Origin of the sequence: Thermosynechococcus sp. NK55a (genome assembly GCF_000505665.1) — a bacterium.
GTDB lineage: Bacteria > Cyanobacteriota > Cyanobacteriia > Thermosynechococcales > Thermosynechococcaceae > Thermosynechococcus.
The window spans coordinates 1,307,492-1,330,135 of record NC_023033.1 but is presented as its reverse complement, the minus strand read 5'-3'; the positions used below and the strand labels follow the sequence as shown (position 1 = coordinate 1,330,135).

At 53.0% G+C, this 22,644-nt stretch carries 20 protein-coding genes; 11 read left to right on the top strand and 9 right to left on the bottom strand.

Going from position 1 to position 22,644, the window contains the following annotated elements:
- Positions 1-33 precede the first annotated feature (33 nt).
- The 4 genes from NK55_RS06385 to NK55_RS06370 all read right to left on the bottom strand — a co-directional run bounded on the left by NK55_RS06385 (position 34) and on the right by NK55_RS06370 (position 2,083).
- Complete coding sequence (locus tag NK55_RS06385; RefSeq protein ID WP_024124951.1) at positions 34-846, bottom strand: hypothetical protein; 813 nt, start codon at positions 844-846, stop codon at positions 34-36.
- 71 nt (positions 847-917) lie between these two features.
- A complete protein-coding gene (gene crtG / locus NK55_RS06380) occupies positions 918-1,700 on the bottom strand; it encodes a 2,2'-beta-hydroxylase CrtG (RefSeq protein WP_024124950.1) in 783 nt (260 codons plus the stop codon).
- A gap of 24 nt (positions 1,701-1,724) precedes the next feature.
- Complete coding sequence (locus NK55_RS13685; protein ID WP_011057753.1) at positions 1,725-1,898, bottom strand: hypothetical protein; 174 nt, start codon at positions 1,896-1,898, stop codon at positions 1,725-1,727.
- 2 nt (positions 1,899-1,900) lie between these two features.
- Positions 1,901-2,083, bottom strand: coding sequence for a 50S ribosomal protein L32 (locus NK55_RS06370; RefSeq protein ID WP_024124949.1), 183 nt, complete (start codon positions 2,081-2,083; stop codon positions 1,901-1,903).
- A 211-nt stretch (positions 2,084-2,294) separates the two neighbouring features.
- On the opposite strand from NK55_RS06370, the gene NK55_RS06365 reads away from it, so the two are divergent.
- From NK55_RS06365 to NK55_RS06325, 9 genes are all read left to right on the top strand, one after another.
- Positions 2,295-3,299, top strand: a complete 1,005-nt coding sequence (locus tag NK55_RS06365) for a phosphoribulokinase (RefSeq protein ID WP_024124948.1) — start codon at positions 2,295-2,297, stop codon at positions 3,297-3,299.
- 26 nt (positions 3,300-3,325) lie between these two features.
- Positions 3,326-4,825, top strand: coding sequence for a DUF3352 domain-containing protein (locus tag NK55_RS06360; RefSeq protein ID WP_024124947.1), 1,500 nt, complete (start codon positions 3,326-3,328; stop codon positions 4,823-4,825).
- Between the two features lie 102 nt (positions 4,826-4,927).
- Positions 4,928-7,963 (top strand): phosphoenolpyruvate carboxylase, encoded by a 3,036-nt coding sequence (gene ppc, locus NK55_RS06355; protein WP_024124946.1) that lies wholly within the window; start codon positions 4,928-4,930, stop codon positions 7,961-7,963.
- A 595-nt stretch (positions 7,964-8,558) separates the two neighbouring features.
- Positions 8,559-9,818: a bifunctional glutamate N-acetyltransferase/amino-acid acetyltransferase ArgJ gene (argJ, locus tag NK55_RS06350; protein WP_024124945.1), complete on the top strand. Its 1,260-nt coding sequence runs from the start codon at positions 8,559-8,561 to the stop codon at positions 9,816-9,818.
- A gap of 81 nt (positions 9,819-9,899) precedes the next feature.
- The gene (locus NK55_RS06345; protein ID WP_024124944.1) at positions 9,900-10,589 is read left to right on the top strand and encodes a response regulator transcription factor; all 690 of its coding nucleotides are present in this window, start codon (positions 9,900-9,902) and stop codon (positions 10,587-10,589) included.
- On the top strand, positions 10,543-11,943 hold the full coding sequence (locus NK55_RS06340; protein ID WP_024124943.1) for a cell wall metabolism sensor histidine kinase WalK: 1,401 nt from the start codon (positions 10,543-10,545) through the stop codon (positions 11,941-11,943). The genes NK55_RS06345 and NK55_RS06340 overlap by 47 nt, the downstream gene beginning before the upstream one ends.
- 81 nt (positions 11,944-12,024) lie before the next feature.
- A complete protein-coding gene (locus NK55_RS06335; RefSeq protein ID WP_024124942.1) occupies positions 12,025-12,318 on the top strand; it encodes a hypothetical protein in 294 nt (97 codons plus the stop codon).
- Between the two features lie 143 nt (positions 12,319-12,461).
- Positions 12,462-13,136 carry a Fe2+-dependent dioxygenase gene (locus NK55_RS06330; protein WP_041429631.1) on the top strand — a complete coding sequence of 225 codons (675 nt, stop codon included), beginning with the start codon at positions 12,462-12,464 and terminating at the stop codon, positions 13,134-13,136.
- Between the two features lie 23 nt (positions 13,137-13,159).
- On the top strand, positions 13,160-13,708 hold the full coding sequence (locus tag NK55_RS06325) for a PepSY domain-containing protein (protein ID WP_024124940.1): 549 nt from the start codon (positions 13,160-13,162) through the stop codon (positions 13,706-13,708).
- On the opposite strand, the gene sufD is transcribed toward NK55_RS06325, so the two are convergent.
- Complete coding sequence (gene sufD, locus NK55_RS06320) at positions 13,688-14,986, bottom strand: Fe-S cluster assembly protein SufD (protein ID WP_024124939.1); 1,299 nt, start codon at positions 14,984-14,986, stop codon at positions 13,688-13,690. The two genes, NK55_RS06325 and sufD, sit on opposite strands and share 21 nt — an antisense overlap.
- On the bottom strand, positions 14,983-15,765 hold the full coding sequence (sufC, locus tag NK55_RS06315; protein WP_024124938.1) for a Fe-S cluster assembly ATPase SufC: 783 nt from the start codon (positions 15,763-15,765) through the stop codon (positions 14,983-14,985). The genes sufD and sufC overlap by 4 nt, the downstream gene beginning before the upstream one ends.
- 85 nt (positions 15,766-15,850) lie before the next feature.
- On the opposite strand from sufC, the gene NK55_RS06310 reads away from it, so the two are divergent.
- The gene (locus NK55_RS06310) at positions 15,851-17,590 is read left to right on the top strand and encodes an aldehyde dehydrogenase family protein (protein ID WP_051372806.1); all 1,740 of its coding nucleotides are present in this window, start codon (positions 15,851-15,853) and stop codon (positions 17,588-17,590) included.
- 7 nt (positions 17,591-17,597) lie between these two features.
- On the opposite strand, the gene NK55_RS06305 is transcribed toward NK55_RS06310, so the two are convergent.
- From NK55_RS06305 to crtR, 3 genes are read right to left on the bottom strand one after another with little or no spacing between them, the layout of a single operon-like run.
- On the bottom strand, positions 17,598-18,836 hold the full coding sequence (locus tag NK55_RS06305; RefSeq protein ID WP_024124936.1) for an endo-1,4-beta-xylanase: 1,239 nt from the start codon (positions 18,834-18,836) through the stop codon (positions 17,598-17,600).
- A 57-nt stretch (positions 18,837-18,893) separates the two neighbouring features.
- Positions 18,894-19,853, bottom strand: a complete 960-nt coding sequence (locus NK55_RS06300; RefSeq protein ID WP_024124935.1) for an ABC transporter ATP-binding protein — start codon at positions 19,851-19,853, stop codon at positions 18,894-18,896.
- Between the two features lie 14 nt (positions 19,854-19,867).
- On the bottom strand, positions 19,868-20,752 hold the full coding sequence (crtR, locus tag NK55_RS06295; RefSeq protein WP_398508309.1) for a beta-carotene hydroxylase: 885 nt from the start codon (positions 20,750-20,752) through the stop codon (positions 19,868-19,870).
- A gap of 153 nt (positions 20,753-20,905) precedes the next feature.
- Here crtR and recN point away from each other — a divergent pair, with 153 nt between their 5' ends.
- On the top strand, positions 20,906-22,624 hold the full coding sequence (gene recN / locus NK55_RS06290) for a DNA repair protein RecN (RefSeq protein ID WP_024124933.1): 1,719 nt from the start codon (positions 20,906-20,908) through the stop codon (positions 22,622-22,624).
- The last annotated feature ends 20 nt before the right edge of the window (positions 22,625-22,644 follow it).

Here is a 22,644-nt window from a genome sequence, read left to right as displayed (position 1 = left end):
TTCCTTTAAGAAAATAATAAGAAAATAATCATGTCAACCGGAGAGAATCCGCTCCCACTCTGCCAGTAGGTTATCAATACTGCCCGTCGTCTCAGTCGCCTCGCCGACTCTTGCTGCGGCGGAGCTATCGAGAGGGGCACCCACCTCCTCAACGCTATTGGGAAAGAGTTCTTCAAGAGTTGGTTGAGCAGTGGAGGGTTCCTCCGACTTCCGATCGGGCATTAAGTAAATTTGGCGGATATCCGCTGGCAGATACTCCACGATGCGTGCTAAGCCTTCCTCTAAATGCTGGTTGAGTTCCTCAAGGCTGTAGGTTTCCCCTTGAACTTCTAGGTAAGCGCGCAGGCGCTCAAGGTTCCAGTGAAAGGTTTGGGTTGTCACCAGCACTAGGCGGCTCAGGGGACTCAGGTAGGCAAGGCTGGCTTCCAAATAGCACCAAAGGGGCACTGGTGCATCCCGAAGGACATAGGTAATGTGCTCAATGCCGGGAAGTTCCTCTTGAATGAGGGCGGCGGTGCGGTTGACAATCCAATTGCGCAGGGAGCGAGCTTCCTCATCCCCCACTTTCACGCCCTCAGGGGTAAATTCCACAAGGTCAAGGCTAAAAAATAAGCCATGCCACACCTTGGCAAAAAGATAGTCCACCTGTACAGGCGATCGCCCGTGGTGTTGCAGAACACTATATACAAGGGGGCCGTAGCGACAGTAGAGAGCCACGAAGTAGCAGCCGCGATCGCGCTGATCCTGAAAGGCCCTGATCAACTCCGCATCGGAAAGGGTGAGTAACGGTTGGATCAGCGGATGTTGTCGCTCCGCCATCCTGGGAAAGGAAAGTGCCTTGACCATCTCACTGCCACTGAACCAGACAGACTGTCCTACGCCTTCACCAATGGGCCTATGCAGAATTCATCCTGAGTTCAGCCTTGGGTGCGATCGCGAAACAGGGGCAGGTAATCACGACTCTCCGTCCCCAACCACCGATCCCAGAAGGTGAAATAGAGGCCATAGTTACAGCGAAATTGACAGTGGTGCAAACTGTGGTGGGTGGCTCCAATCAACCACTGCCCCAACCAATGTTCGGCAAAGCCACGGGGATAGATCTCTAAGTTTAGATGATTAATCACACTGGAGACCGTCATCAGGCTCAGCTGGATCACGATAGCGTAGGGGTGCAGTGGCACAAGCACAATAATCAGCGGCAGAAAAATCGCCTGTAAGCAGGCCTCCCAGGGATGAAATGAAAAGGCAGTCCAGGGCGAGGCAACAATGCTATGGTGATGCACCCGATGGACACGGCGATAAATTTTCGGTTGGTGCATCCAGCGATGGAGCCAATAGTAATAGGTTTCGTGGAGCAGTAGCACAAGGCCAATGCTCAAGGGAAAGTAAATATAGTCCCAAAGGGAATTTAACTCCAGATAAACCGCTGTCCAGCCCCGCTGCCACATCACTGCGGCGATCGCCCCCGCCAGGGCAAAAATAGCCGCTGTCAGCAATGACCAGCCAAACTCGTGCCAAAACTGCCCCCGCTTGTAAGGCCGCAAATTTATCCGTCGTTTCCTCAGGGGCGTCCAGCAAGCCACGACATATACCAGCGAAAAAAAGCCAGCCACTAGCAATAGGCGGCTGACGACCATCAAAAACATTACCCCAACCATAATGCCAAAGAGGCGGGGGTCACTGAGGTTGTAGGGAATCATGCAACACAGTGCTAAAGGCGTCCCCTAGAGCCAGCCCAACCAGTGGAGCAAGCCCTCTCCTGTCCAATATTCCCACAACAAAAGAGCCACCAGACCCACCATCGCTGCACGGCCATTAATCCGCTCAGCAAAGGTATTAAAGCCGTACTTTGGGGTTTCCAGTTTGGGGGTGCGGCTCGGCTCTGTAGGGGTGGCCATGATTACTCCTGCTCGTCTTCGTTCTCTTCTTCGGCTTCAGGGAAGTAGAAGCCTTGGGCACGTTCAGTCAAAATAGACTTACCAATCGAGAGGGCACGTTGTGCTTGAAGGGCAGCTTGGCGCTTCCAGACAGCACGGCGCATACTGCGCTTGGACTTTGAGGTTTTCTTTTTGGGGCAGGCCATGGTGATCCCTAGGATGAACTTTCGCAATCTACTACTTTATCCCAAACTCTTCCCGAGAACAACCACCCATCCCCCCTGTGGACCAGAAGGTTCCTCTTTTTGCACAAAAAACTATCCCAGAGGGACACCACCCTTGTAATATCAGTTAAGGGTATACTGAACCACCCCATGAGGGGATGTCCACTTCTACGAGCAAAGGGAATCGTCAGCTATGAGCAGTAAGCCAGACCGTGTGGTTCTCATCGGCGTTGCTGGAGACTCCGGCTGTGGTAAATCAACGTTTTTGCGCCGACTGGCCGATCTGTTTGGCGAAGATTTTATGACTGTGATTTGTTTGGATGACTATCACAGTCTGGATCGCAAGCAGCGGAAAGAAATGGGGATTACGGCGCTTGATCCCCGCGCCAACAACTTTGATCTGATGTATGAGCAGATCAAGGCTCTCAAAAATGGCGAATCAATCATGAAACCCATCTACAACCACGAAACGGGGACGATTGATCCGCCGGAGAAGGTGGATCCCAACCACGTGATTGTGATTGAAGGCCTGCATCCCCTCTATGATGAACGGGTGCGATCGCTCATTGACTTCAGTGTTTATCTCGACATCAGTGACGATGTAAAAATTGCTTGGAAGATCAAGCGCGACATGGCTGAGCGGGGCCATAGCTATGAAGACGTGATTGCCTCCATCAACGCCCGTCGCCCTGACTTCATGGCCTATATCGATCCCCAAAAGCAGTACGCTGACGTGGTTTTGCAAATTCTACCGACCCAGTTAGTCAAAGAGGAAAAAGTCGGCAATATCCTGCGGGTACGGATGCTGCAACGGGAAGGCATCCCCGGCTTTGAGCCCGTTTATCTCTTTGATGAAGGTTCAACGATTACTTGGATTCCCTGCGGTCGTAAGCTCACCTGCTCCTATCCGGGCATCCGCCTCAGCTACGGACCTGATGAATACTATGGTCACCCCGTTTCGGTCTTAGAAGTGGACGGTCGCTTTGAAAAACTCGATGAACTCATCTACATTGAAAGCCACCTGAGTAATACTTCCACCAAGCACTACGGCGAAGTGACGGAACTACTGCTAAAGCACCGTGACTATCCGGGTTCCGATAATGGGTCGGGTCTATTCCAAGTGCTAACGGGCCTGAAAATGCGGGCTACCTATGAGCGCTTGACCGCGCGGGACGCGGCCACTGTCACCAATCGCTAATTGGGCCTGCCACATTGAGGGCACTGATGCAACTGCACCAGCGATCGCTATGGTCATCCCTTTTGGTCTTTATCCTCTGCTGGTTGTTTCTAATGTGTGGCCAGCCAGCTTTTGCTGCCGATAGCGATGACCTGATCTTTGTCCCGCGCCAAGCCCAGAGTGTCCTCAAGCTCAATCAACCTCCCAGTAGCGATCCCCTACATTTTTGGGCGGCGCGTTTTTGGACATCCCAACTTGCTCATTGGGGCTTGTCCTGGTCTGAAATCAATGATTGGGTGGGGGAGGGGGTGACGCTTGCCCAGTTCCCCTGCCCCGAAGTGTGTTCATCCCCGCGGCAGTTGTGGATTTTGCCCTTGAAGCGCCTAGGAGCAGCAACGGCTTTTTGGGAGACCTACTGGCAGGGGCATCCCTTTGAGGTGCAAGTCTATCAAAATATCCCCCTGCAGGTGGGCAAGGACTTGGTGACAGCCCGTCTCGGCGATCGCCTGCTCCTTGCTTCGGATGTGGAGACTATGACCGCTAGCTTAGGGGCAGCGGTAACCGCGGATGGTCATCTTGCGGGATTGACTTTTTATCAAGTGGCGCGGCCCCAATTAGAGGCTGAACCTACAGCCCTCTACTATGTCAACCTGCAATCTTTGAGTTCTGAGGGGCGCCAACTGGCACCCACCTACGATCGCCTGCTTTTAGCCGCAAAGGCACAAGGCAACGAGCTACATCTGCAAATGCTGCTGCACCGCACCAGTGATGTAACACTGGCCTCTGATCCCTTCGACCTTGAGTCCCTCTGTTTCCCAGAACCGATTCCCACGGTAGTGGTGGCGGGTGCTCACTTGCCAGAGGGCTATAGCCAACTCACTGCCGCTTTGGCCGATTACCGCTTTGGCAAAACTCCCCAAGGGGATGATATTGTCAGCCCACTGCTACAGGATTTGACGGCGGATATACCGGTGGACTTGACTAGCCAGATTTTTCCCTTGGCCAGCGATCGCTTTTGCCTTGCCCTTTGGTATCTAGCCGATAAACACTGGCAATGGTTGTGGCAGACGACCCATACCCCAGAAACGGCGACGCTGCTGCACCAGTTGGATGATCTTGCCCGTGCCAATGGCTATGAGGTCAATCGCTTAGTCTTGGATAAAGAACCCGTAACCGCTTGGGTAAAATTGATGCTTGACCCGCAGACAAGGACAGGCTTGGTCTCTGATGTGGCCGCCGCCTATGGGCAACGGGGCGATCGCCTAATACTGGCATCTTCCCTATCGGTATTTTCCCAGCATCAAAGTAAAAAACTCTCTTGGTTGCCAGAGCACCTGTTGCGACAGCGACAAGGGATTCATGGGCTGGTCTATGCCCGCTGGCCGCAGCTATTTGCCCCCTTGAGCCAGCGTTGGCCCTTACTTCAGTACCTCAATGGCATTACCGCCGGCTGGTTAGAACGTCTGCAAAGCCTTACTTTGGTGAATTATGGCGTTCGCGATCGCCTGCAACACCTAGAACTGATTCTCAGCAGCAAAAACGCTTAGAACTGTTAACAAATCCTTAGTAGGCCTGTTATCAATTGTTGTGCCGCCCTGGTTCAGGATTGGGTAAAGTAGGGAGTATTATGTTTGCAGACTGGGGTAAATATGACATCAGTCCTCGATGCGACCAATCGCGATCGCTTAATTGAAAGTGAAAGTTTAGCAGCCCGTACCCTACAGGAACGGTTGCGACTGGTGGAAGAGGTCTTGGTCGATGTCTTGGCGGCAGAATCGGGTCAAGAATTGGTTGATCTATTGCGGCGCTTAGGTGCTCTCTCTTCGCCAGAAGGTCATGTGCTCCATGCCCCAGAAGGGGAACTGCTCAAGGTCATTGAATCCCTCGAACTCAATCAAGCCATTAGAGCGGCCCGTGCTTTTAACCTCTACTTTCAAATTATTAACATCGTTGAGCAGCACTACGAACAACAATACAACCGCGAACGCGCTGCCCAAGAGAGATTGCGGCGCCGCAGCGTCATGAGTGAACCGATTTCCGGTGTCAGTGGTGAAGGTTTTCCGCTGCCTCATAATGCTGCCAACGCAACGGCTGTGCGCAGTGGGCCGAGTGAACGCCTAGAGCATAGTCTCTACGAAGCCATTCCCGCTACTCAGCAGTATGGTTCCTTTGCTTGGCTCTTTCCTCGGCTGCAGATGCTGAATGTGCCGCCGCGCCATATTCAAAAGCTTTTGGATCAACTGGACATTAAGCTGGTTTTTACTGCTCACCCGACGGAGATTGTACGGCAAACAATTCGTGATAAGCAGCGGCGGGTTGCCCGATTACTCGAGCAACTGGATGTGCTAGAGGGGGCTTCTGCACACCTGACGGATTGGAATGCCCAAACTCTACGGGCACAACTGATGGAGGAAATTCGCCTCTGGTGGCGCACGGATGAGTTGCACCAATTTAAGCCGGAAGTGCTTGATGAGGTGGAATACACCCTCCACTACTTCAAGGAGGTAATTTTTGCTGTCATTCCCAAGCTCTATCGGCGCCTGGAGCAGTCATTGCATGAAACCTTTCCCACGCTTGAGCCCCCCCGTCACAATTTCTGCCGCTTTGGTTCTTGGGTGGGGGGCGATCGCGATGGCAATCCCTATGTCAAACCAGAAGTAACGTGGCAAACCGCCTGCTATCAGCGCAACTTAGTTCTTGAGGAATATATTAAGTCCGTTGAGCGCTTAATCAATTTGCTCAGCCTGTCCCTGCACTGGTGCGATGTGCTGCCGGATTTGCTAGATTCCCTTGAGCAGGATCAGCGGCAACTCCCTAGTATCTATGACCAGTATGCGGTGCGCTATCGGCAGGAACCCTACCGCCTGAAACTGGCCTATGTGCTCAAACGGCTGCAAAATACCCGCGATCGCAACCGGGCGCTGCAAACCTACTGCATTCGCCGCCATGAGGCGGAAGAGTTAAATAATGGGCAGTTTTACTGCCACGGTGAAGAATTCTTGGCAGAATTGCTGCTAATTCAGCGTAACCTCAAGGAAACAGGACTGGCCTGCCGCGAATTGGATGACTTGATTTGCCAAGTGCAGGTCTTTGGCTTTAATTTGGCAGCCTTGGATATTCGCCAAGAAAGCACCTGTCACGCTGAGGCCCTCAATGAAATTACCGCCTATTTGGGTATTCTCCCCTGTCCCTATACAGAACTCTCAGAAACCGAACGCACTCGCTGGCTCCTCAGTGAACTCTCGACCCGTCGCCCCTTGATTCCGGGGGAACTCCCCTTTAGCGATCGCACCAATGAAATCATTGAAACATTCCGCATGGTGCGGCAACTCCAGCAGGAATTTGGCACCGATTTGTGCAATACCTACATCATCAGCATGAGCCACGAGGTCAGCGATCTGTTGGAGGTACTCCTCTTTGCCAAGGAGGCAGGCCTCTTTGATCCAGCCACTGGAGCTAGTACCCTGCAAGCCATTCCTCTGTTTGAAACGGTCGAAGATCTCAAACACGCCCCGGCGGTGCTGACGCAACTATTCTCTCTCCCCTTTTGCCGGAGCTATCTTGGAAGCAACAGTACCCCCTTTCTGCAGGAGGTCATGCTGGGCTATTCCGACAGCAATAAGGATTCCGGCTTTCTCAGTAGCAACTGGGAAATTTACAAGGCGCAGCAACAGCTCCAGAAAATTGCTGAGAATTTTGGCTTCCAACTGCGCATTTTCCACGGTCGGGGTGGCTCAGTGGGTCGGGGTGGTGGACCTGCCTATGCAGCGATTTTGGCGCAGCCAGCGCAAACGATTAAGGGACGAATCAAGATTACTGAGCAAGGGGAGGTACTGGCTTCCAAATACTCGTTGCCGGAACTAGCGCTCTTTAACCTCGAAACAGTGGCCACAGCGGTAATCCAAGCTAGTTTGCTGCGCAGTAGTATTGATGAAATTGAGCCTTGGCACGAGATTATGGAGGAGTTGGCCACGCGATCGCGCCAGTGCTATCGCCATCTCATCTATGAGCAGCCAGAATTCATTGAATTCTTTAACGAAGTCACCCCAATCCAAGAGATTAGCCAACTGCAAATTAGCTCACGGCCAACACGGCGGGGGGGCAAGAAAACCCTTGAGAGCCTGCGGGCAATTCCTTGGGTCTTTAGTTGGACGCAAACCCGTTTCCTGCTGCCGGCTTGGTATGGTGTGGGTACTGCCCTAAAGGAATTCCTTGAGGAAAAACCCGCTGAGCATCTTTCCCTCTTGCGCTACTTCTACTACAAATGGCCTTTCTTCCGCATGGTGATTTCTAAGGTTGAGATGACCCTTGCCAAGGTCGATCTAGAGATTGCCCGCTACTATGTCCAAGAACTCAGCCAGCCCCAAAACCGTGAAGCCTTCTTCCGCCTCTACGATCAGATTGCTCAGGAACATCGCCTGACCACGGAATTAGTGCTCACGATTACTGGCCATGAGCGGCTACTCGATGGGGATCCGGCGCTTCAGCGATCAGTGCAACTGCGCAATCGCACCATTGTTCCTTTGGGGTTCCTGCAAGTATCTCTTTTGAAACGGCTGCGCCAGCACAATAGCCAAACTACCTCTGGGGCAATTTTGCGCTCCCGCTATGGTCGGGGTGAATTGCTCCGGGGGGCACTCTTGACCATCAATGGCATAGCAGCGGGGATGCGCAATACGGGCTAAGCAACGGCAAGGGTGAATCATGACCCCGATGACCTGCACATTAACCCTATCTCCGGAGTTAATGCAAATCAGCGTTGAGGACTATCACTGTTGAGCTAGGCCTTTGGGAGGAAGATGACCCTATTGAACCAGTGCGGGGGGGACTGATCAAGATGGCTGTTGGGAGATAGCCCCCGAAACCTGGATTACCCAACTGCTGCCGGTCTTAATGCCAATGTTTGGTGATAGGGCAACCCTGCGCTGTTAACCACTGGTTGTAATTTCAGTTCACAGTGAACCTGGGCTAGATATTACCCTTGTTGATAATCTTAGGATCGCCCCTTGCAATTGGTGCTCGATGCCGAGGCATAGATTCCCCCCTATTGGCTTTTGAACCTGGTGGATCGACCCCTTAAAGCAACAGTGAACCTGAGCAAATAACAACGACAACTTGAGTTAGCTGAATCGCCGCATTTTGCCGGCAACCGGAGCGATTCCCGAACGACTTTGCGCCTTGAGTCGTAATCTTTCCCTAGACTGCTGTAGAAACCTTAACAGTTGCGGTTTTGGGAAATACCCCTGATATAATCGCAACGATTCTCTTGTTGACGACGCTATGAGCCACTGGCAACGAATTACAGGTGGTGTGACTGCCGCCAAAGGGTATCGAGCTGCGGGAATAACGGCAGGACTCAAAGCTTCAGGAGCACCGGATTTGGCATTGATTGTTTCCGATGTGCCAGCGATCGCCGCTGGGGTATTTACGACAAACCATATGTGTGCCGCACCCGTCAGCTACTGTCGGCAGCGGTTACAAACCAAGGGAACGGCGCAGGCCATTTTGTGTAATTCGGGTCAGGCCAATGCCGCCACGGGAGAACAGGGCTGGCAGGCGGTTTTGGCCCAAGCGGATATGGTGGCAACGGCCTTGGGGCTCAGTCCAGAGATGGTGCTTGTGGCCTCCACTGGGGTCATTGGTCAACCCATTCCCCTCGAAAAAATGCGCCAAGCGCTGCCAACCCTGACGGCAAACTTGAGTGATGGTGGTGGCGAGGCTGCTGCTCGGGCAATTATGACAACAGATTTAGTACCCAAGCAAATTGCTCTTGAAGCCGAGTGGGAGGGGCAAACCATTCGCATTGGTGGGATGGCCAAGGGGTCGGGAATGATTCACCCGAAGATGGCAACGATGCTGGCCTTTATTACTTGTGATGCCGCCGTGTCTCCCCATCTGTGGCAGGAGATGCTACAGCGCGCCTGCGATCGCTCCTTCAATCAAATTACTGTGGATGGCGACACCAGTACCAATGACAGTGTAATTGCTTTGGCCAATGGACAATCCCGTACTCCGGCGATCGCGGAGCCGGGAGCAGCCGCCACCCGCCTTGAAGAAATGCTGACGGCTGTTTGTGTACATTTAGCGAAGGCGATCGCCCGCGATGGGGAGGGGGCAACTTGCCTCATTGAAGTACAAGTGAGCGGTGCCAGTGATGATACCGCTGCCCGTCAAGTGGCCAGAACCATTGCAAGTTCAATGCTGGTCAAGTCGGCTATCTATGGCCGAGATCCCAACTGGGGACGCATTGCTGCCGCTGCGGGTTATGCCGGGGTGCCCTTTGATGCCAGTAATCTGGCCATTTCCCTGGGGGGCATTGCCATGATGCGCCAAGGTCAGCCTTTACCTTTCGATCGCGCTGCTGCCCATGCCTATTTAGTTCAGCAAGCCGCCGCCAGTAGGGATGCCAGTGGTCAGCAATCCATTGACCATCCTGTGGTGATTGAGGTAAGTATTGGCCGCGGTAGTGGTCAAGGGGTCGCTTGGGGCTGCGATCTCAGCTACGATTACATTAAAATTAACGCTGAATACACGACTTAACTGTCCGTTACGAGTGGGAGCCGGCGATCGCCACCAATCGCAACAAAACAAAAAGACCAACCAGGGACATTGTCAGCAGAAGTGAAAATCTTAATTATCGAAGACGATAGGACAATTGCGAGCTTAGTTGCCGAATCCCTAGCACATCAGCAGTACATTGTTGAAAGTGTCCATGATGCAGAGACGGGGCTTGACTATTTAGAAGCCAGCCCTTTTGACCTCCTTATCTTAGACCTCGGCTTACCTCGCATGGACGGTCTCAGCTTTTGCCAAATAATTCGCCAAAAAGGCCACTCACTTCCTATTCTGATGCTGACCGCTCGAGACACCAGTAGCGATAAAGTCATTGGCCTTGATGCGGGTGCCGATGACTACATTGTCAAGCCCTTTGATCTCCCTGAACTCTTGGCCAGAGTCCGTGCCCTATTGAGGCGCAAGCCACTACCCTTCACCCCTACTCTTCACTGGGGTGCCCTCGTTCTTGAGCTCGATAGCACTAAAGTAATGTACAACCATCAAGAGTTGCATCTTACACCCAAAGAGTATGCCATCTTAGAGGTGTTATTGCGCCATGGCAGCCGTATTCTGAGCCGCTCAGCTATTGTGGATCATGCTTGGCCTTTTGATGAGATGCCAGGTGAGGAAACGGTTAAAGTCCACTTAAGAAGCCTACGTCATAAGTTGAAAGCAGTAGGGGCCCCTGCTAATTTTATTGAGACTGTCTATGGTTTTGGCTATCGGCTTAATCCGAACTTCCAATCGCAAACTTAGTCAGCTGCGAAATCGCCTATTTCTCGTATACTTTCTACTGATTAATGGCATCTTATCTATTTCTTCATTGACCATTTACTCCTTGATTGTTGCTCAGCGCTTTAATCAATTAAATACCAATCTCAGGGAAGTGGGAAATTGGTCTGCCAATATTTTTTCTATTCTTCAACATGAATACGAAGAATTAAAGAAGCGGCCGGAGTATAAAGCATATGCCCCTAGAAATGAATTGGGGGTTTTACAGCCAATAACTGTTTCACAATTAATGGGTAAGTACTATTTCAGTTCTGTCTATGAAGTTATAGAGAGCCCTCGAATTAACCTTTCCCAAGGTATTCAGTGGTACGATAAGGATAGAAATCTAATTCTATACGAAGGAAAGAGATTTGGGAAGATCAACTTCCCCGATGATCTTCCTGCCTCTGGAACCATCATCGAAGCAAATCAATATCAGCGTTTTCTTCTACCGGTACATGCAACTCCGATTCAACCAGGGCAGCAGAGTCAAATTCTTGGCTATGTCTGTGTTATACAATCTACCGCTGAATTGGAAGAAGAGATTAACTATTTAAGACATGTTTTTCTATTAAATATCCTATGTATTAGCACGCTGACACTCCTTGCGGCATCTTGGTTAACTCGTAAAAATCTGGAACCAATTGTTGTTTCACTAAATCAAATCAAACAATTTACTGCGGATGCCTCTCATCAATTGCGCCATCCTCTAACGGCCATTCAAGCTTCTATTTCACTCCTAGAAATTTACTTAAATAATCTTGATTCTCCCCATTTAAATAAGGTTAAAGTTATCTCATTGGCTTGCCAGCAGATGAGTGCTTTGATTAATAAGCTTCTGATGTTGGCCCGCATGGATAACAACATATTGGATCAGAGTCAATGGGTTGAAATTGACTTAGATGAGTTATTGGATTCACTAATTGAACTGAACCGCGATCGCGCCGAAAGAAGAGGGATTCATCTGACTTATCAATGCGAGACTAATACCTATGTCCGTGGACATCCTCAACAAATTTATGAAATTTTTAGCAATCTTTTAGATAATGCGCTTCAGTACACTTCCGATCGTGGGGCGATCACTGTTTGCCTTAGAAACCAAGGGGCTTTTGCCATTGTTGAAATTCAGGATACCGGCATTGGAATTGCTCCTCAAGATCTACCCCACATTTTTGACCGATTCTGGCGCTCCGAGGAAGCAAGGCTACATTACGCCCAAGGCTCAGGATTAGGTTTGACGGTGGTTAAGACACTCGTTGATCACTATGGTGGGACCGTCAGTGTCTACAGTCAGCAACATCAGGGAACAACATTTGTCATCAAGCTGCCTGCGGCATAAGCATCCTTTCCAAGATTTTTACTTTCTCTTGCTAGGGTTGGGAAGAAACGCAGCATTGAACATTCTAAGGAGTAGTCTGCAATGAATTCTTCACAAGCTGTCCGCCTGTTTCTTTCCCTAGGGCTAGCAACGACCCTAGCTAGTTGCCAAACTCCTAATGCTGGCGGTGAAGAGGGAGGAACATCCTATCGGGTTCCCTCTGTTCCCGGCGCCTCTGCCACTGCTGTCAGCGGCAAACCAACCGGAGGCTTTAGCATTTACCTGATGGCCGGACGCGGTGAACGGGGCGAACGGGGTGAATATGGTGAACGGGGTGAACGGGGTGAACGGGGTGAATATGGCGAACGCGGTCGTTATCGATTTTGGCAGTCATAAGTTGTCTTGTTTTTGTGAGTCAAGCTCTCTTCCGAGCACTTGAGTTGTAGTGCAGCCACAATGGGGCAGGCTAGTTGCTCTGCCCCGCAGAGCAGAAAGATTCCTATGACTATCCTGTGGATACCCATCAAGAAAAGTACCCTATGCTACTGCAAATTGATCAATTACTCAGCACTCAGGAATTGAGCCGGCTAAATACACTCCTACAAGCCGGGGTGTTTGAGGACGGCAAATGGACTGCCGGGATTTATGCCAAAACGGTTAAAGACAATCAACAACTGGTGCAGGAGGGGCAGGAGTACCAAGTTGCCTCGGAAATAGTGCGCTCTGCCCTAGGGAGAAATCGGCTCTTTCAAACCTATGTCCAGCCCAAGATGATTGGTTCCCTTCTGTTTAGCCGCTACGAGGCAGGCATGGCCTATGGTACCCATATGGACAATGCCCTGATGGGAAGTGGTGATCAATTGAGGCGCTCTGATCTTTCCCTAACGATTTTTCTAAATGATCCTTTGACCTACGAAGGAGGGGCATTGGTTCTCGATACCAGCCTAGGAGAGCAGTATTTTAAGCTACCTGCGGGATCAATGATTGTTTATCCTTCTATCTTTCTCCATCGCGTGGAGGCAGTAAGTAAGGGGGTGCGCCTGGTGGCAGTTGCCTGGGTGCAAAGTTTGATTCGTGATCCCCTAGAGCGGGAACTGCTCTTTGAGTTAGATACGGTTCGCCACAGCATTTTTGAAAAGCAGGGAAAGACCGTAGAGTTTGATCTCCTGTGCAAGGTGTACTCTAACTTGCTGCGGAAATGGGCTGAAATTTAATTTGCTGCGTTCTTTTGATGAAGATGAACATCCGTCACCTACATCGTCAACTAGCGATCGCTCTGTTTTTACCCTTAGGGCTAACCGCTTGTACGGGGCTGGCCTATCGTCTAGGCCGTAGTTGGTTCAATCTATCAAAGGACTTTGGTAGAGCGATGATGGCAATCCATACGGGTAGCTGTCTGGGGGAATGGTTTAGTTGCGTTTATATGCTCTTGCTCAGCTGGGCCGTGGTTGTCTTGATTGTCAGCGGCTTCAGGTTAATTAATCCGCGGCTTCTAAAACGTCCCCTTTCTTCTGCCAAGAGGAATATAAAAGTGAGGGTAATACATCAATATGGCGCCTTGTTTCTCCTTCTACCATTGCTAATCAGTGCCATCACAGGAGTGATGTATCATTTGAGTCGCTATTGGCTGGGGTTGCCGAAGGAAAGGGTGGCTATTTTATTACAGGTCCATGAAGGGGCCTATCTGGGCGCAGGCCTAAAACCCCTCTACGTCTTGCTGCTGGGTATGGCTTTGCTCCTGATGTTTTTCACCGGCTGGCGGATGTTACGCCAACGACCCGCCTAACTTGGCCAGCAGTGCTTCCTCAATTTCCCCCTGTAGTGGCTCTGGCGTAATATCACTGAGCTGCTCAAGGGCAAAGGCCTTCACCAGTAAATCCCGTGCTTGGCGCTGATCAAGGCCGCGACTGCGCAGGTAAAAGAGGTCCTCTGCGGCCAGTTGACTGACGGTGGCACCGTGGGAGCACTTGACGTCATCGGCCACAATTTCCAGTTGTGGTTTGGTATCCACACGGGCTTTGTCGGAGAGCAGCAGCGTGCGATTGAGCTGGCTGGCATCCGTGAGTTGCGCCACTTGGGGCACGATCACTCGGCCATTGAAGATGCCATGGGCGCGATCGCCAAGAATGCACTTGTGAATCTGTTCACTCCTGCTGTGGGGAGCATGGAAGAGCACTGCCGAGTGGGTGTCTACGATCTGCTCATCCATGGCGATCGCTAGCCCCTTCAGGATTGTCTGGCTACCACTGCCTTGGATCTGCACCTGCCAATGATGGCGACTCAAGCATCCCCCCAAATCAATGGCGTGCCCCTGATAGTAGCTATCGCGCTCCTGGCGGACGGCTGTCTGCCCAATGTGAATTGCCGTCGGCGATTGGTGTTGAATTCGCACGTGGTGCAAGCAAGCAGCGGCACCTAGGGAAATTTCCGTCACAGTGTTGGTGAACTGTTGATCACCGGTGAGGGACAAAAAGCGCTCAATCAGGCTAACTTGACCGTGGGCAGCCACTTCAACGGTAAGGCGGGGTGAGACCACACTCTGCTGCTGCCGACTACTGACAAAGAACACCTCCACCGGCTCCCTGAGATGTCCTGATAGGCGCAGACACAACCGCTCTGCCAGCATTGCGGCATTGAGGTCACTGAAGACCTCCGGGGGGGCGATCGCCGGCAGGGAGGGGGACAATAACTCAACCCCCGTGGCATCCACACGGGAGAGTTCCCCGCAAAAATAGCCATCAATCAGGACAATCTGGGCAATGCTTGGAAAACTGCGTTCGCACAGTAAATGCCGCACCTCAGCAACAATTTCAGGGTTGAGGGGGGCAAGGGGCGGTTCAAAGGAGCGCGTCCGTAAAACCGATAAATCCGTAAAGCGCCAATCCTCATCACGGGGGGTCGGCAAGGTTTGCTCATGGAGGCGATCGCGGGCAGTTTGGCGTAGCACTGCCAGCTCAGGGTGGCGCAGGGGCGGGGCTAAGTTCAATAGGTCATTGAGCTCATTGGTGCAACTGGCCTTGGGCAGATCCGCTTGATCGGAATTGGCATTGACTGCAATTGTCATGATGTAGCCACCTCCTCTTCGCGAACCCAGTCATAGCCCCGTGCTTCCAGTTCTAGTGCCAGTTCCTTTGGCCCCGTGAGGACAATGCGCCCTCCCTCCATGACATGGACATAGTCGGGCACGATGTAGTCCAACAGCCGCTGATAGTGGGTAATGAGCAGAATGCAGTTGTCGGGGCGAGTGAGTTGGTTGACACCTTTGGCAACAATGCGCAGGGCATCAATATCAAGCCCAGAGTCCGTTTCATCAAGGATGGCAAGGGTTGGTTCCAGCAGGGCCATTTGCAAAATTTCATTGCGCTTTTTCTCACCGCCAGAGAAGCCCTCATTCACCCCCCGATTGAGGAAGCCTTCATCTAGCTTCACCAGTTCGAGTTTCTGCCGCACCAAATCATCAAAATCAAAGGCATCCAGTTCATCGCGGCCTTGGTGCTTACGCTTGGCATTGTAGGCTACCCGCAAAAAGTCGAGGTTGCTCACCCCCGGAATTTCAAGGGGGTATTGAAAGGCCAAAAAGATCCCTTCGCGGGCACGCTCTTCGGGGGGCAAGTCCAGGAGATTTTTGCCTTTGTAGAGGACTTCGCCACCCGTTACCGTGTAGTCGGGATGACCCGCGAGAATTTTGGAGAAGGTGCTTTTGCCGGAGCCATTGGGTCCCATGATGGCATGAATTTCTCCCGCGCGAATCGTCAAGTTGAGCCCTTTGAGAATGGGGGTGTCCTCCACACTGGCTGTTAACTTTCTAACTTCTAAAATGACTTCGCTGTCGGGACGAATCACGCCTTACCTCCCCTGCATCGTTCATAATTTTTTAATGTAGCGCAGCGGGCGGGCGATCGCGATTGAGTTTCTTGGCACAAGAGCATTGATCACAACAGCCCGCCCAGAACTGGCACCGCTGTTCAACAATGTCCGCAAACAATGTCCACAGGAGAAAACCAACCACTTCCCTATGGCACTCTCCACAGCCACGATTCCCGAACTTGACCGCCTCCACCAGCAGGCCGGCCGCTGGCAATCCCTCTCCCCGCGGCAGCGGATTCCCTATTTGAAAGCGGTTAAGGCCCTGGCTCGCCGCCATGCCACAGAGTGGGTTACCCTAGCCTGTCAAATCAAGGGGATTGATCCCCAAGGCGCCTGGGCAGGGGAAGAGTGGACAACAGGCCCTCTGGGACTGATTCTCAAGCTGGATCACTATCTCTATGCCCTGCGTCACGAGGCAACTCCCCCCGTACCCCGCTGGCGAACCGCCCCCACCGGTCAGGCGATCGCTGAGATTCTGCCGCGCAATTGGCAAGAGCGCTTACTCTGGTTTGGGGTGAAAGCGGCAGTTTGGCTCCAACCCAATCACCCCCCAACTCAAGGCAGTGCCTACCGTAACCCACCCCCACCGGGAGTTGCTGTCGTGCTGGGGGCGGGCAATATTACATCCTTGTGCTTGGCGGATGCCCTCTATCAACTCGTGGTGGCCAATCGAGTGGCACTCCTGAAGATGAATCCCCTCTTGGCTCCCTTGACGGAGTGTTTTCGTAAGATTTGTGCGCCCCTGATTGAGGCGGGCTTCCTCGAGATCATGGAGGGGGATGCCGCCCTAGGCGAAGCCCTCTGCCACCATCCCTTGACGCAGCACATTCACATTACGGGGTCCCACCACACCTACAATCGTCTGCTCTGGGGAGAAACGGCGGCTGAGCAGGCCATTCGCAAGGCGCGCCAATGCCCCAAGCTGAGGAAACCCGTAACGGCAGAATTGGGAAATGTCACGCCCTTGCTGATGGTCCCCGGGCAGTGGACGGAGTCTGAACTAGTGTATCAAGCCCGCCAAGTGGCCAGTGCCCTTGTTCACAATGCCAGCTTCAACTGCATTGGGGCGCAAATCCTGGTCACTGCTGCGGGATGGCCGCAGCGCGAGGCCTTCCTCAACGCCCTAAAGGTACAACTGCAAGGGATTCCGTCGCGTCCTGCTTACTATCCGGGGGCGATCGCCCGCTATGAATCGTTTTTGGCGGATTATCCCCAAGCCACGGTGCTGAGTCCTGCGGTGGAAGGCACGATTCCTTGGACCCTGATTGAAGGCCTCACCCCGACGGCGAATCCTCGGATTTTCCGCGAAGAGGTCTTTTGTGGTTTGTTGGCAGAGGTGCAACTGCCCGTCAATGATGCCCCTGCCTACCTTGCCACTGCGGTGACCTTTGTCAATGAGCGGCTCTGGGGCACCCTTGGCTGTAGTCTAATCATTGATCCACGGACCGAGGCCAGCTATGCAGAGGCACTGGAGCGGGCGATCGCCCAACTGCGCTACGGTTCCATTGCCATTAATGCCTGGGTCTCCTTGGCCTATGGGTTGGGCTGTACCCCCTGGGGCGCCTTTCCTGGCCATAGGCCAGCGGCCATTGGTTCTGGGGTGGGCGTCGTTCACAATAGCTTCCTGTTTGACTATCCCGAAAAAGCCGTGGTTCGTGTGCCCTTCCAGTTACCGGTGACTCCTCCTTGGTTCTATGGCCATCGCACCCTACCTCAACTGGCTCAGGCGGTCATGGACATTTACGCTGGCGGCAATCCCTTGGCTTGGCTCTCCCTTTTGACAGCGGCTCTGCGGGGCTAGGCTCATATCATACCCGCAGGGTGACAGTGGTTCCCCCTGGGGGCAGTTCAAACTCGCGGGTCTGGGTTTGGCCTTGGGCGGTAACGGTTAAGCGATAGCGACCGAGGTAGCCGCGGCCCTGCCATTGTCCTTGGGCATTGGTGCGACCGGTCACCCTAGTCCACCAGTCTTCAAAGAGGAGCTTGCGGTAGGCGATCGCCGCTGGCTTGGCAGAAAAATCTTGGCGATAGAGTCCCGCCTGCGGACGCCAATGGTTCCCTGCCCAAAAGCCCCAAAGCAAAATTTCCTGGACGGCGGGGTGGGCAAAACCAAGGCGGTAAATCTGGCGCAGGGTCTGGGCCTGCTGTTGCTCATCGGGCAAGCTCACACTCACTTCGGTAATTTTTAAGGGCAGATTGAACTGGGCAAGGGTATCGAGGGCACGCTGCATTTTGGCCTCATCCAAGGGAGATTCCAGATGGGCTTGAATACCAATACCGCCAAGGGGCACCCCTTGGGTCAAGAGACTGCGAATCTGCTCAACATAGTCCTTTAGGCGATCGCCCTCAATAATGCCGTAGTCGTTGACATAGAGAACGGCTTCGGGATTGCCCTCACGGCACCAGTCAAACATCTCCTTAACAATGCCCTCACCAAGGCGACTGCGGAAAAAATTGCCATGGAGCATTTCATTGTTGACATCAAATTCGTTGATGCGACCGCGATAGTGGCGACAGACGGTCATGGCATGGTTTTGAACTGCTGCGCGCAATTGCTCGGGTGGCAGTGTTTTCAGCCAAGGGGGATTAAACTGCTCCACTTCCCAAAAGAGGGTATGCCCCCGCATTGGCCAGCCCTGCGCCTCTACCCAGTTCAAGATAGTGTCAGCCATGGTAAAGTCCAGCTTGCCCTGCTCTGGCTCCAATTGATACCACTTGAGGGCATTTTCATGAACCGCAGCGTTGAAGTTTTCCTGAGCCGTCTGCTTGTACCAAAGGGCAGCGGGGGGTGGGCTGGGGCGAAACATCTCCGTATCGAGGGCAACGCCAAAGGGGAAGGCGTGGCTTTGCTGTGCCAGTTCGATGCGGGCATTGGGAATCGGACGACCTTGGGCATTCTCAACCACGACGGTAAGGGGCGCCTGTCGCAACTGCTCAATTTTCTGGCTGAGGGTATCGGTGGCCACAGAAGAGAAAGAGGTACCACAGGCAACCACTAAAAGAGCCGCTAGGCAACTCAACCGAAGAAAACGGCGCCAGTTCAGCATAGATGATGACCTTTTGCGATGAGAATTTCACACGGATTGCATCTCTAAATTGCATTCCTAATAGGTCACTTGAATCCCCCGTTGGCGCAGTTGTTCCACAAAAAACTCTTCTAGGGTGGGGCGAGCCAGGCGCAGTTGTAGGATTTTGCCGCCCATTTCTTCAACGAGAGCAAGGAAGCGTTGTAGGGGAATTTTGATCACGCCTTGCCAGCGATCGCCCTGAATTTCTAGGGAATAGAGCCATTCCTGAAGGCCGTCCACATGGCCCCCTTTGCCCACCACATGATAGGCTTGGCTGCTGCCGAGGAGTTCATCAACCGTACCTGCGCAAATCAGTTCCCCCTGTGCCAAAATGCCAACGCGATCGCAAATGGCTTCCACATCCGCTAGCACATGGCTATTGAAGAAAATTGTTTTGCCCTGCTGTTTTAGGGAAAGAATGATCTCGCGAATTTGGTAGCGGCCAAGGGGGTCGAGGCCCGACATCGGTTCATCTAAAAAGACCACTTCGGGATCGTTAATTAGAGCTTGCGCCAATCCCACCCGCTGCACCATCCCCTTTGAATAGCGGCGCATTTGCTTTTTGCGGGCATCCTTGAGATTGAGGCCAACCATTTCCAATAGCAGGGGAATGCGTTTTTTGCGGGTGGCGGCACTGAGGCCAAAGAGGCCTGCCGTAAACTCTAGGAACTCCCAAGCAGTCAAATAGTCGTAGAAGTAGGGATTTTCCGGTAGGTAGCCAATCCGCTGCCGCACAGCGCGATCGCCCAAGGGATATCCCAGCAGCGTACCGTGGCCAGCCGTGGGTCGCACCAGCCCCAAAAGAATTTTTAAGAGGGTGGTCTTGCCCGCTCCATTAGGCCCCAGCAGGCCAAAGGTTTCCCCTGGCTGGACTTGCAGCGAGACAGACTTGAGGGGCGTCAGCACTGTCTGTAGCCAGAAACCAGTGCGGTAGGATTTTTGTAGGTGCTCAACCGCCACCACAGGGGGGCGATCGCCCGCAGCGCTAATCACCATAGCGGGGAGTCACCTCAGGAAGAACGGGGACGATGAAAATGCAAACCCACCAAAGCATCGTAGAGAAAGGGCAGGAAATTCCCTGGTTCCAATATACCAAGGGTTTGTTTGCAACCGTGAGCATCGAGGAGAGGTTTGACGGCGTAGTAGGCGGGCTGCACCTTGTACCAAGGGATATTCGGCCAGAGGTGATGGATCAGGTGATAGTTTTGGCCAAAAATGAGGATGTTGAGGACACGACTGGGATAGACCCGCGCATTGTGCCAGCGATCGCGCTCCGTGTGGGGACGATGGGGAAAATAGTCAAAAAACAGCCCCAGCATCAAACCCACAACCCCAGCGGGTAGGAACCAATAGTTCAAAATGTAGTCCAAATAGCCATTGAGGGCCGCAAAGGTGACAAGCCCCACCAGCGTTAGGCGGCTGAGGAACCACTCCAGCAGTTCATACTTGCGCCAAAGCCGCCGCTTAAAAAAGAAAACCTCATGGTAGAAAAAGCGGGGCGCAATTAACCACAGCGGCCCCCCCTTGGAAACGTAGTGATCAGGGTCATTTTCGGGATCATTGACATGGGCATGGTGCTGCATGTGCACGCGGGTAAAGACCGGAAAAACAAACCCCAACATCAAGGCACTGCCATGGCCCATGATGGCATTCATGATGCGATTGCTGTGGGCAACATTGTGGGAGGCATCGTGGATCACTGTGCCCATCAGGTGCAAGGCTAACATATTGGCCACAAATGAGACCCAGCCCGGCCAGTGACCTTGAAAGTAGCTCCAGGTGGATAGAATAGCGATCGCAAATGCGGCAAAAAACATCACTAGGGTGGGGTTAAAGCCCACCGGGGGACCTAAAAATTCCTTGGGAACCGTGGCCGGGATCGCTGCCTCCGTGATCATCCGCGCGGTCGCTCCTCACATTGTTGCAAAATGTTACCTTCTACTATGTAGGCCAATCGGCGGTACAAAATCAAGTCACGCGATCCCAAAAGTGGGTTACTGCCCTTTTCGCAAGGATTGCCCCAGAACCGTTGCTCTAGTGGAGCCACAATGCTACAAACGCTGCGGATTCAAAACTTTGCTCTCGTTGCGGAGCTAGAGGTGACCTTTCAGCGGGGGCTCAATGTCCTCACCGGGGAAACAGGGGCAGGAAAGTCAATCCTCCTCGATGCCATTGATGCCCTCCTAGGGGGAAAGCTCTCGGCACGCCAGTTGCGATCGGGAACGGCGCAGGGCTGTATCGAAGCTAGTTTCACCCTGACCCCGCCAGTGAGAGACTGGCTGACCACCGTAGAAATTGATGCTGAAGGGGAGGAGGTGATTTGTAGCCGTGAGTTTAGTCTCAAGGGTGAGACGTTTCGCAGTCGCAGTCGAGTCAATGGCGTGCTCGTGAATCGGCAACAACTGCAGGAACTGCGGCACCACCTTGTGCACCTCACAGCTCAGGGACAGGCGGTGCAACTGGCGAGTGCTGCCCAACAGCGGGATTGGCTCGATCGCTATGGGGGCGAGGCCCTAATGACCCAGCGGCAGCGGGTGGCAGAAGCCTATCGGGCATGGCAACAAAGGCAACGGGAATTGCAAGACTTTGTTGCTCAGGAACAGCAGCGACTGCAGCGACTCGATTTACTCCACTTTCAACTCCAAGAACTGCTGGGTGCCGCCCTGGAAGACCCTGAGGAACTCAGCCAGTTGCAACAGGACTATCAACGCCTCAGCCATGTCCAGGAACTGCAAAGCCAAAGCCAATGGGCCTATCACCTCCTCTACGAGGGCGAACCCAGTGTGGTGACGTTGCTCGCCCAAGCCCAAGGGGCGCTGCAATCCATTGCCGATTGGGATCCAGCGCTTCAACCCATTGGGGAATTGTTAGAAGGGGCGATCGCCCACACCGAAGAAGCGGCACGCCAACTGCGCAGCTATGCCGATCGCCTCGATGCGGACCCAGCCATGCTGGACGCCTTAGGTCAGCGCATTCACCAATTACAACGCCTGTGTCGCAAGTATGGCCCCGATTTAGCCAGTGTCATTGCCTATCGCGATCGCATCCAAGCAGAATTAGCCGCCCTCAGGGATGCTGCCACTAGCCAAGAGGTCTTAGAGGTCGAAGTTGCCCAACGGCGCCAAGTTCTTGAGCAAGCGAGTGAGCGACTCCACCAATTGCGGCAAGGGGCAGCAGAACGCCTCCAACAAGACCTCCTTGCCCACCTTTGTCCCCTTGGGCTTCCCCAAGCTCGTTTTAGGGTGCAGTTGACAACCACAGAAGCCAGTAGTAGCGGGAGTGACGAGATCACCTTTCTTTGGAGTGCCAACCCCGGCCAACCCCTGCAACCCCTGGGGGAGATTGCCTCTGGCGGTGAAATGAGTCGGTTTCTACTGGCGTTGGAGACCTGCTTGGCGACACAGCAAACGCCGAAAACGCTAATTTTCGATGAAATTGATGTTGGCGTCTCCGGCCGCGTGGCGGGGGCGATCGCCGAGAGTTTAAGCCGATTGGGGCAAACCCATCAGGTGTTGTGTGTTACCCATCAATCCTTGATTGCGGCGGCGGCTGATCATCACTATTGGGTTCACAAGGATATTGACCCCAGCACCTCCACAACGGCAATTCATGTGCAATACTTAACCGATAAGGCACGTGTCCAAGCCCTTGCGGATTTGGCGGGGGGCGATTGCTCCGCTATGGCCCTCTCATTTGCCCGTGGCCTGTTGGCACAGCAACAACGACCCCTTCCGCCCGCCGCTGAGGAAATTAGCCTGAAAACTTAACGCAGTAATGTCCATATTCT

Coding starts and splice junctions, on each gene's coding strand:
- NK55_RS06385 (WP_024124951.1), bottom strand. CDS start 846: ATGGTCAAGGCACTTTCCTTTCCCAGGATGGCGGAGCGACAACATCCG.
- crtG (WP_024124950.1), bottom strand. CDS start 1,700: ATGATTCCCTACAACCTCAGTGACCCCCGCCTCTTTGGCATTATGGTT.
- NK55_RS13685 (WP_011057753.1), bottom strand. CDS start 1,898: ATGGCCACCCCTACAGAGCCGAGCCGCACCCCCAAACTGGAAACCCCA.
- NK55_RS06370 (WP_024124949.1), bottom strand. CDS start 2,083: ATGGCCTGCCCCAAAAAGAAAACCTCAAAGTCCAAGCGCAGTATGCGC.
- NK55_RS06365 (WP_024124948.1), top strand. CDS start 2,295: ATGAGCAGTAAGCCAGACCGTGTGGTTCTCATCGGCGTTGCTGGAGAC.
- NK55_RS06360 (WP_024124947.1), top strand. CDS start 3,326: ATGCAACTGCACCAGCGATCGCTATGGTCATCCCTTTTGGTCTTTATC.
- ppc (WP_024124946.1), top strand. CDS start 4,928: ATGACATCAGTCCTCGATGCGACCAATCGCGATCGCTTAATTGAAAGT.
- argJ (WP_024124945.1), top strand. CDS start 8,559: ATGAGCCACTGGCAACGAATTACAGGTGGTGTGACTGCCGCCAAAGGG.
- NK55_RS06340 (WP_024124943.1), top strand. CDS start 10,543: ATGGTTTTGGCTATCGGCTTAATCCGAACTTCCAATCGCAAACTTAGT.
- NK55_RS06335 (WP_024124942.1), top strand. CDS start 12,025: ATGAATTCTTCACAAGCTGTCCGCCTGTTTCTTTCCCTAGGGCTAGCA.
- NK55_RS06330 (WP_041429631.1), top strand. CDS start 12,462: ATGCTACTGCAAATTGATCAATTACTCAGCACTCAGGAATTGAGCCGG.
- NK55_RS06325 (WP_024124940.1), top strand. CDS start 13,160: ATGAACATCCGTCACCTACATCGTCAACTAGCGATCGCTCTGTTTTTA.
- sufD (WP_024124939.1), bottom strand. CDS start 14,986: ATGACAATTGCAGTCAATGCCAATTCCGATCAAGCGGATCTGCCCAAG.
- NK55_RS06305 (WP_024124936.1), bottom strand. CDS start 18,836: ATGCTGAACTGGCGCCGTTTTCTTCGGTTGAGTTGCCTAGCGGCTCTT.
- NK55_RS06300 (WP_024124935.1), bottom strand. CDS start 19,853: ATGGTGATTAGCGCTGCGGGCGATCGCCCCCCTGTGGTGGCGGTTGAG.
- recN (WP_024124933.1), top strand. CDS start 20,906: ATGCTACAAACGCTGCGGATTCAAAACTTTGCTCTCGTTGCGGAGCTA.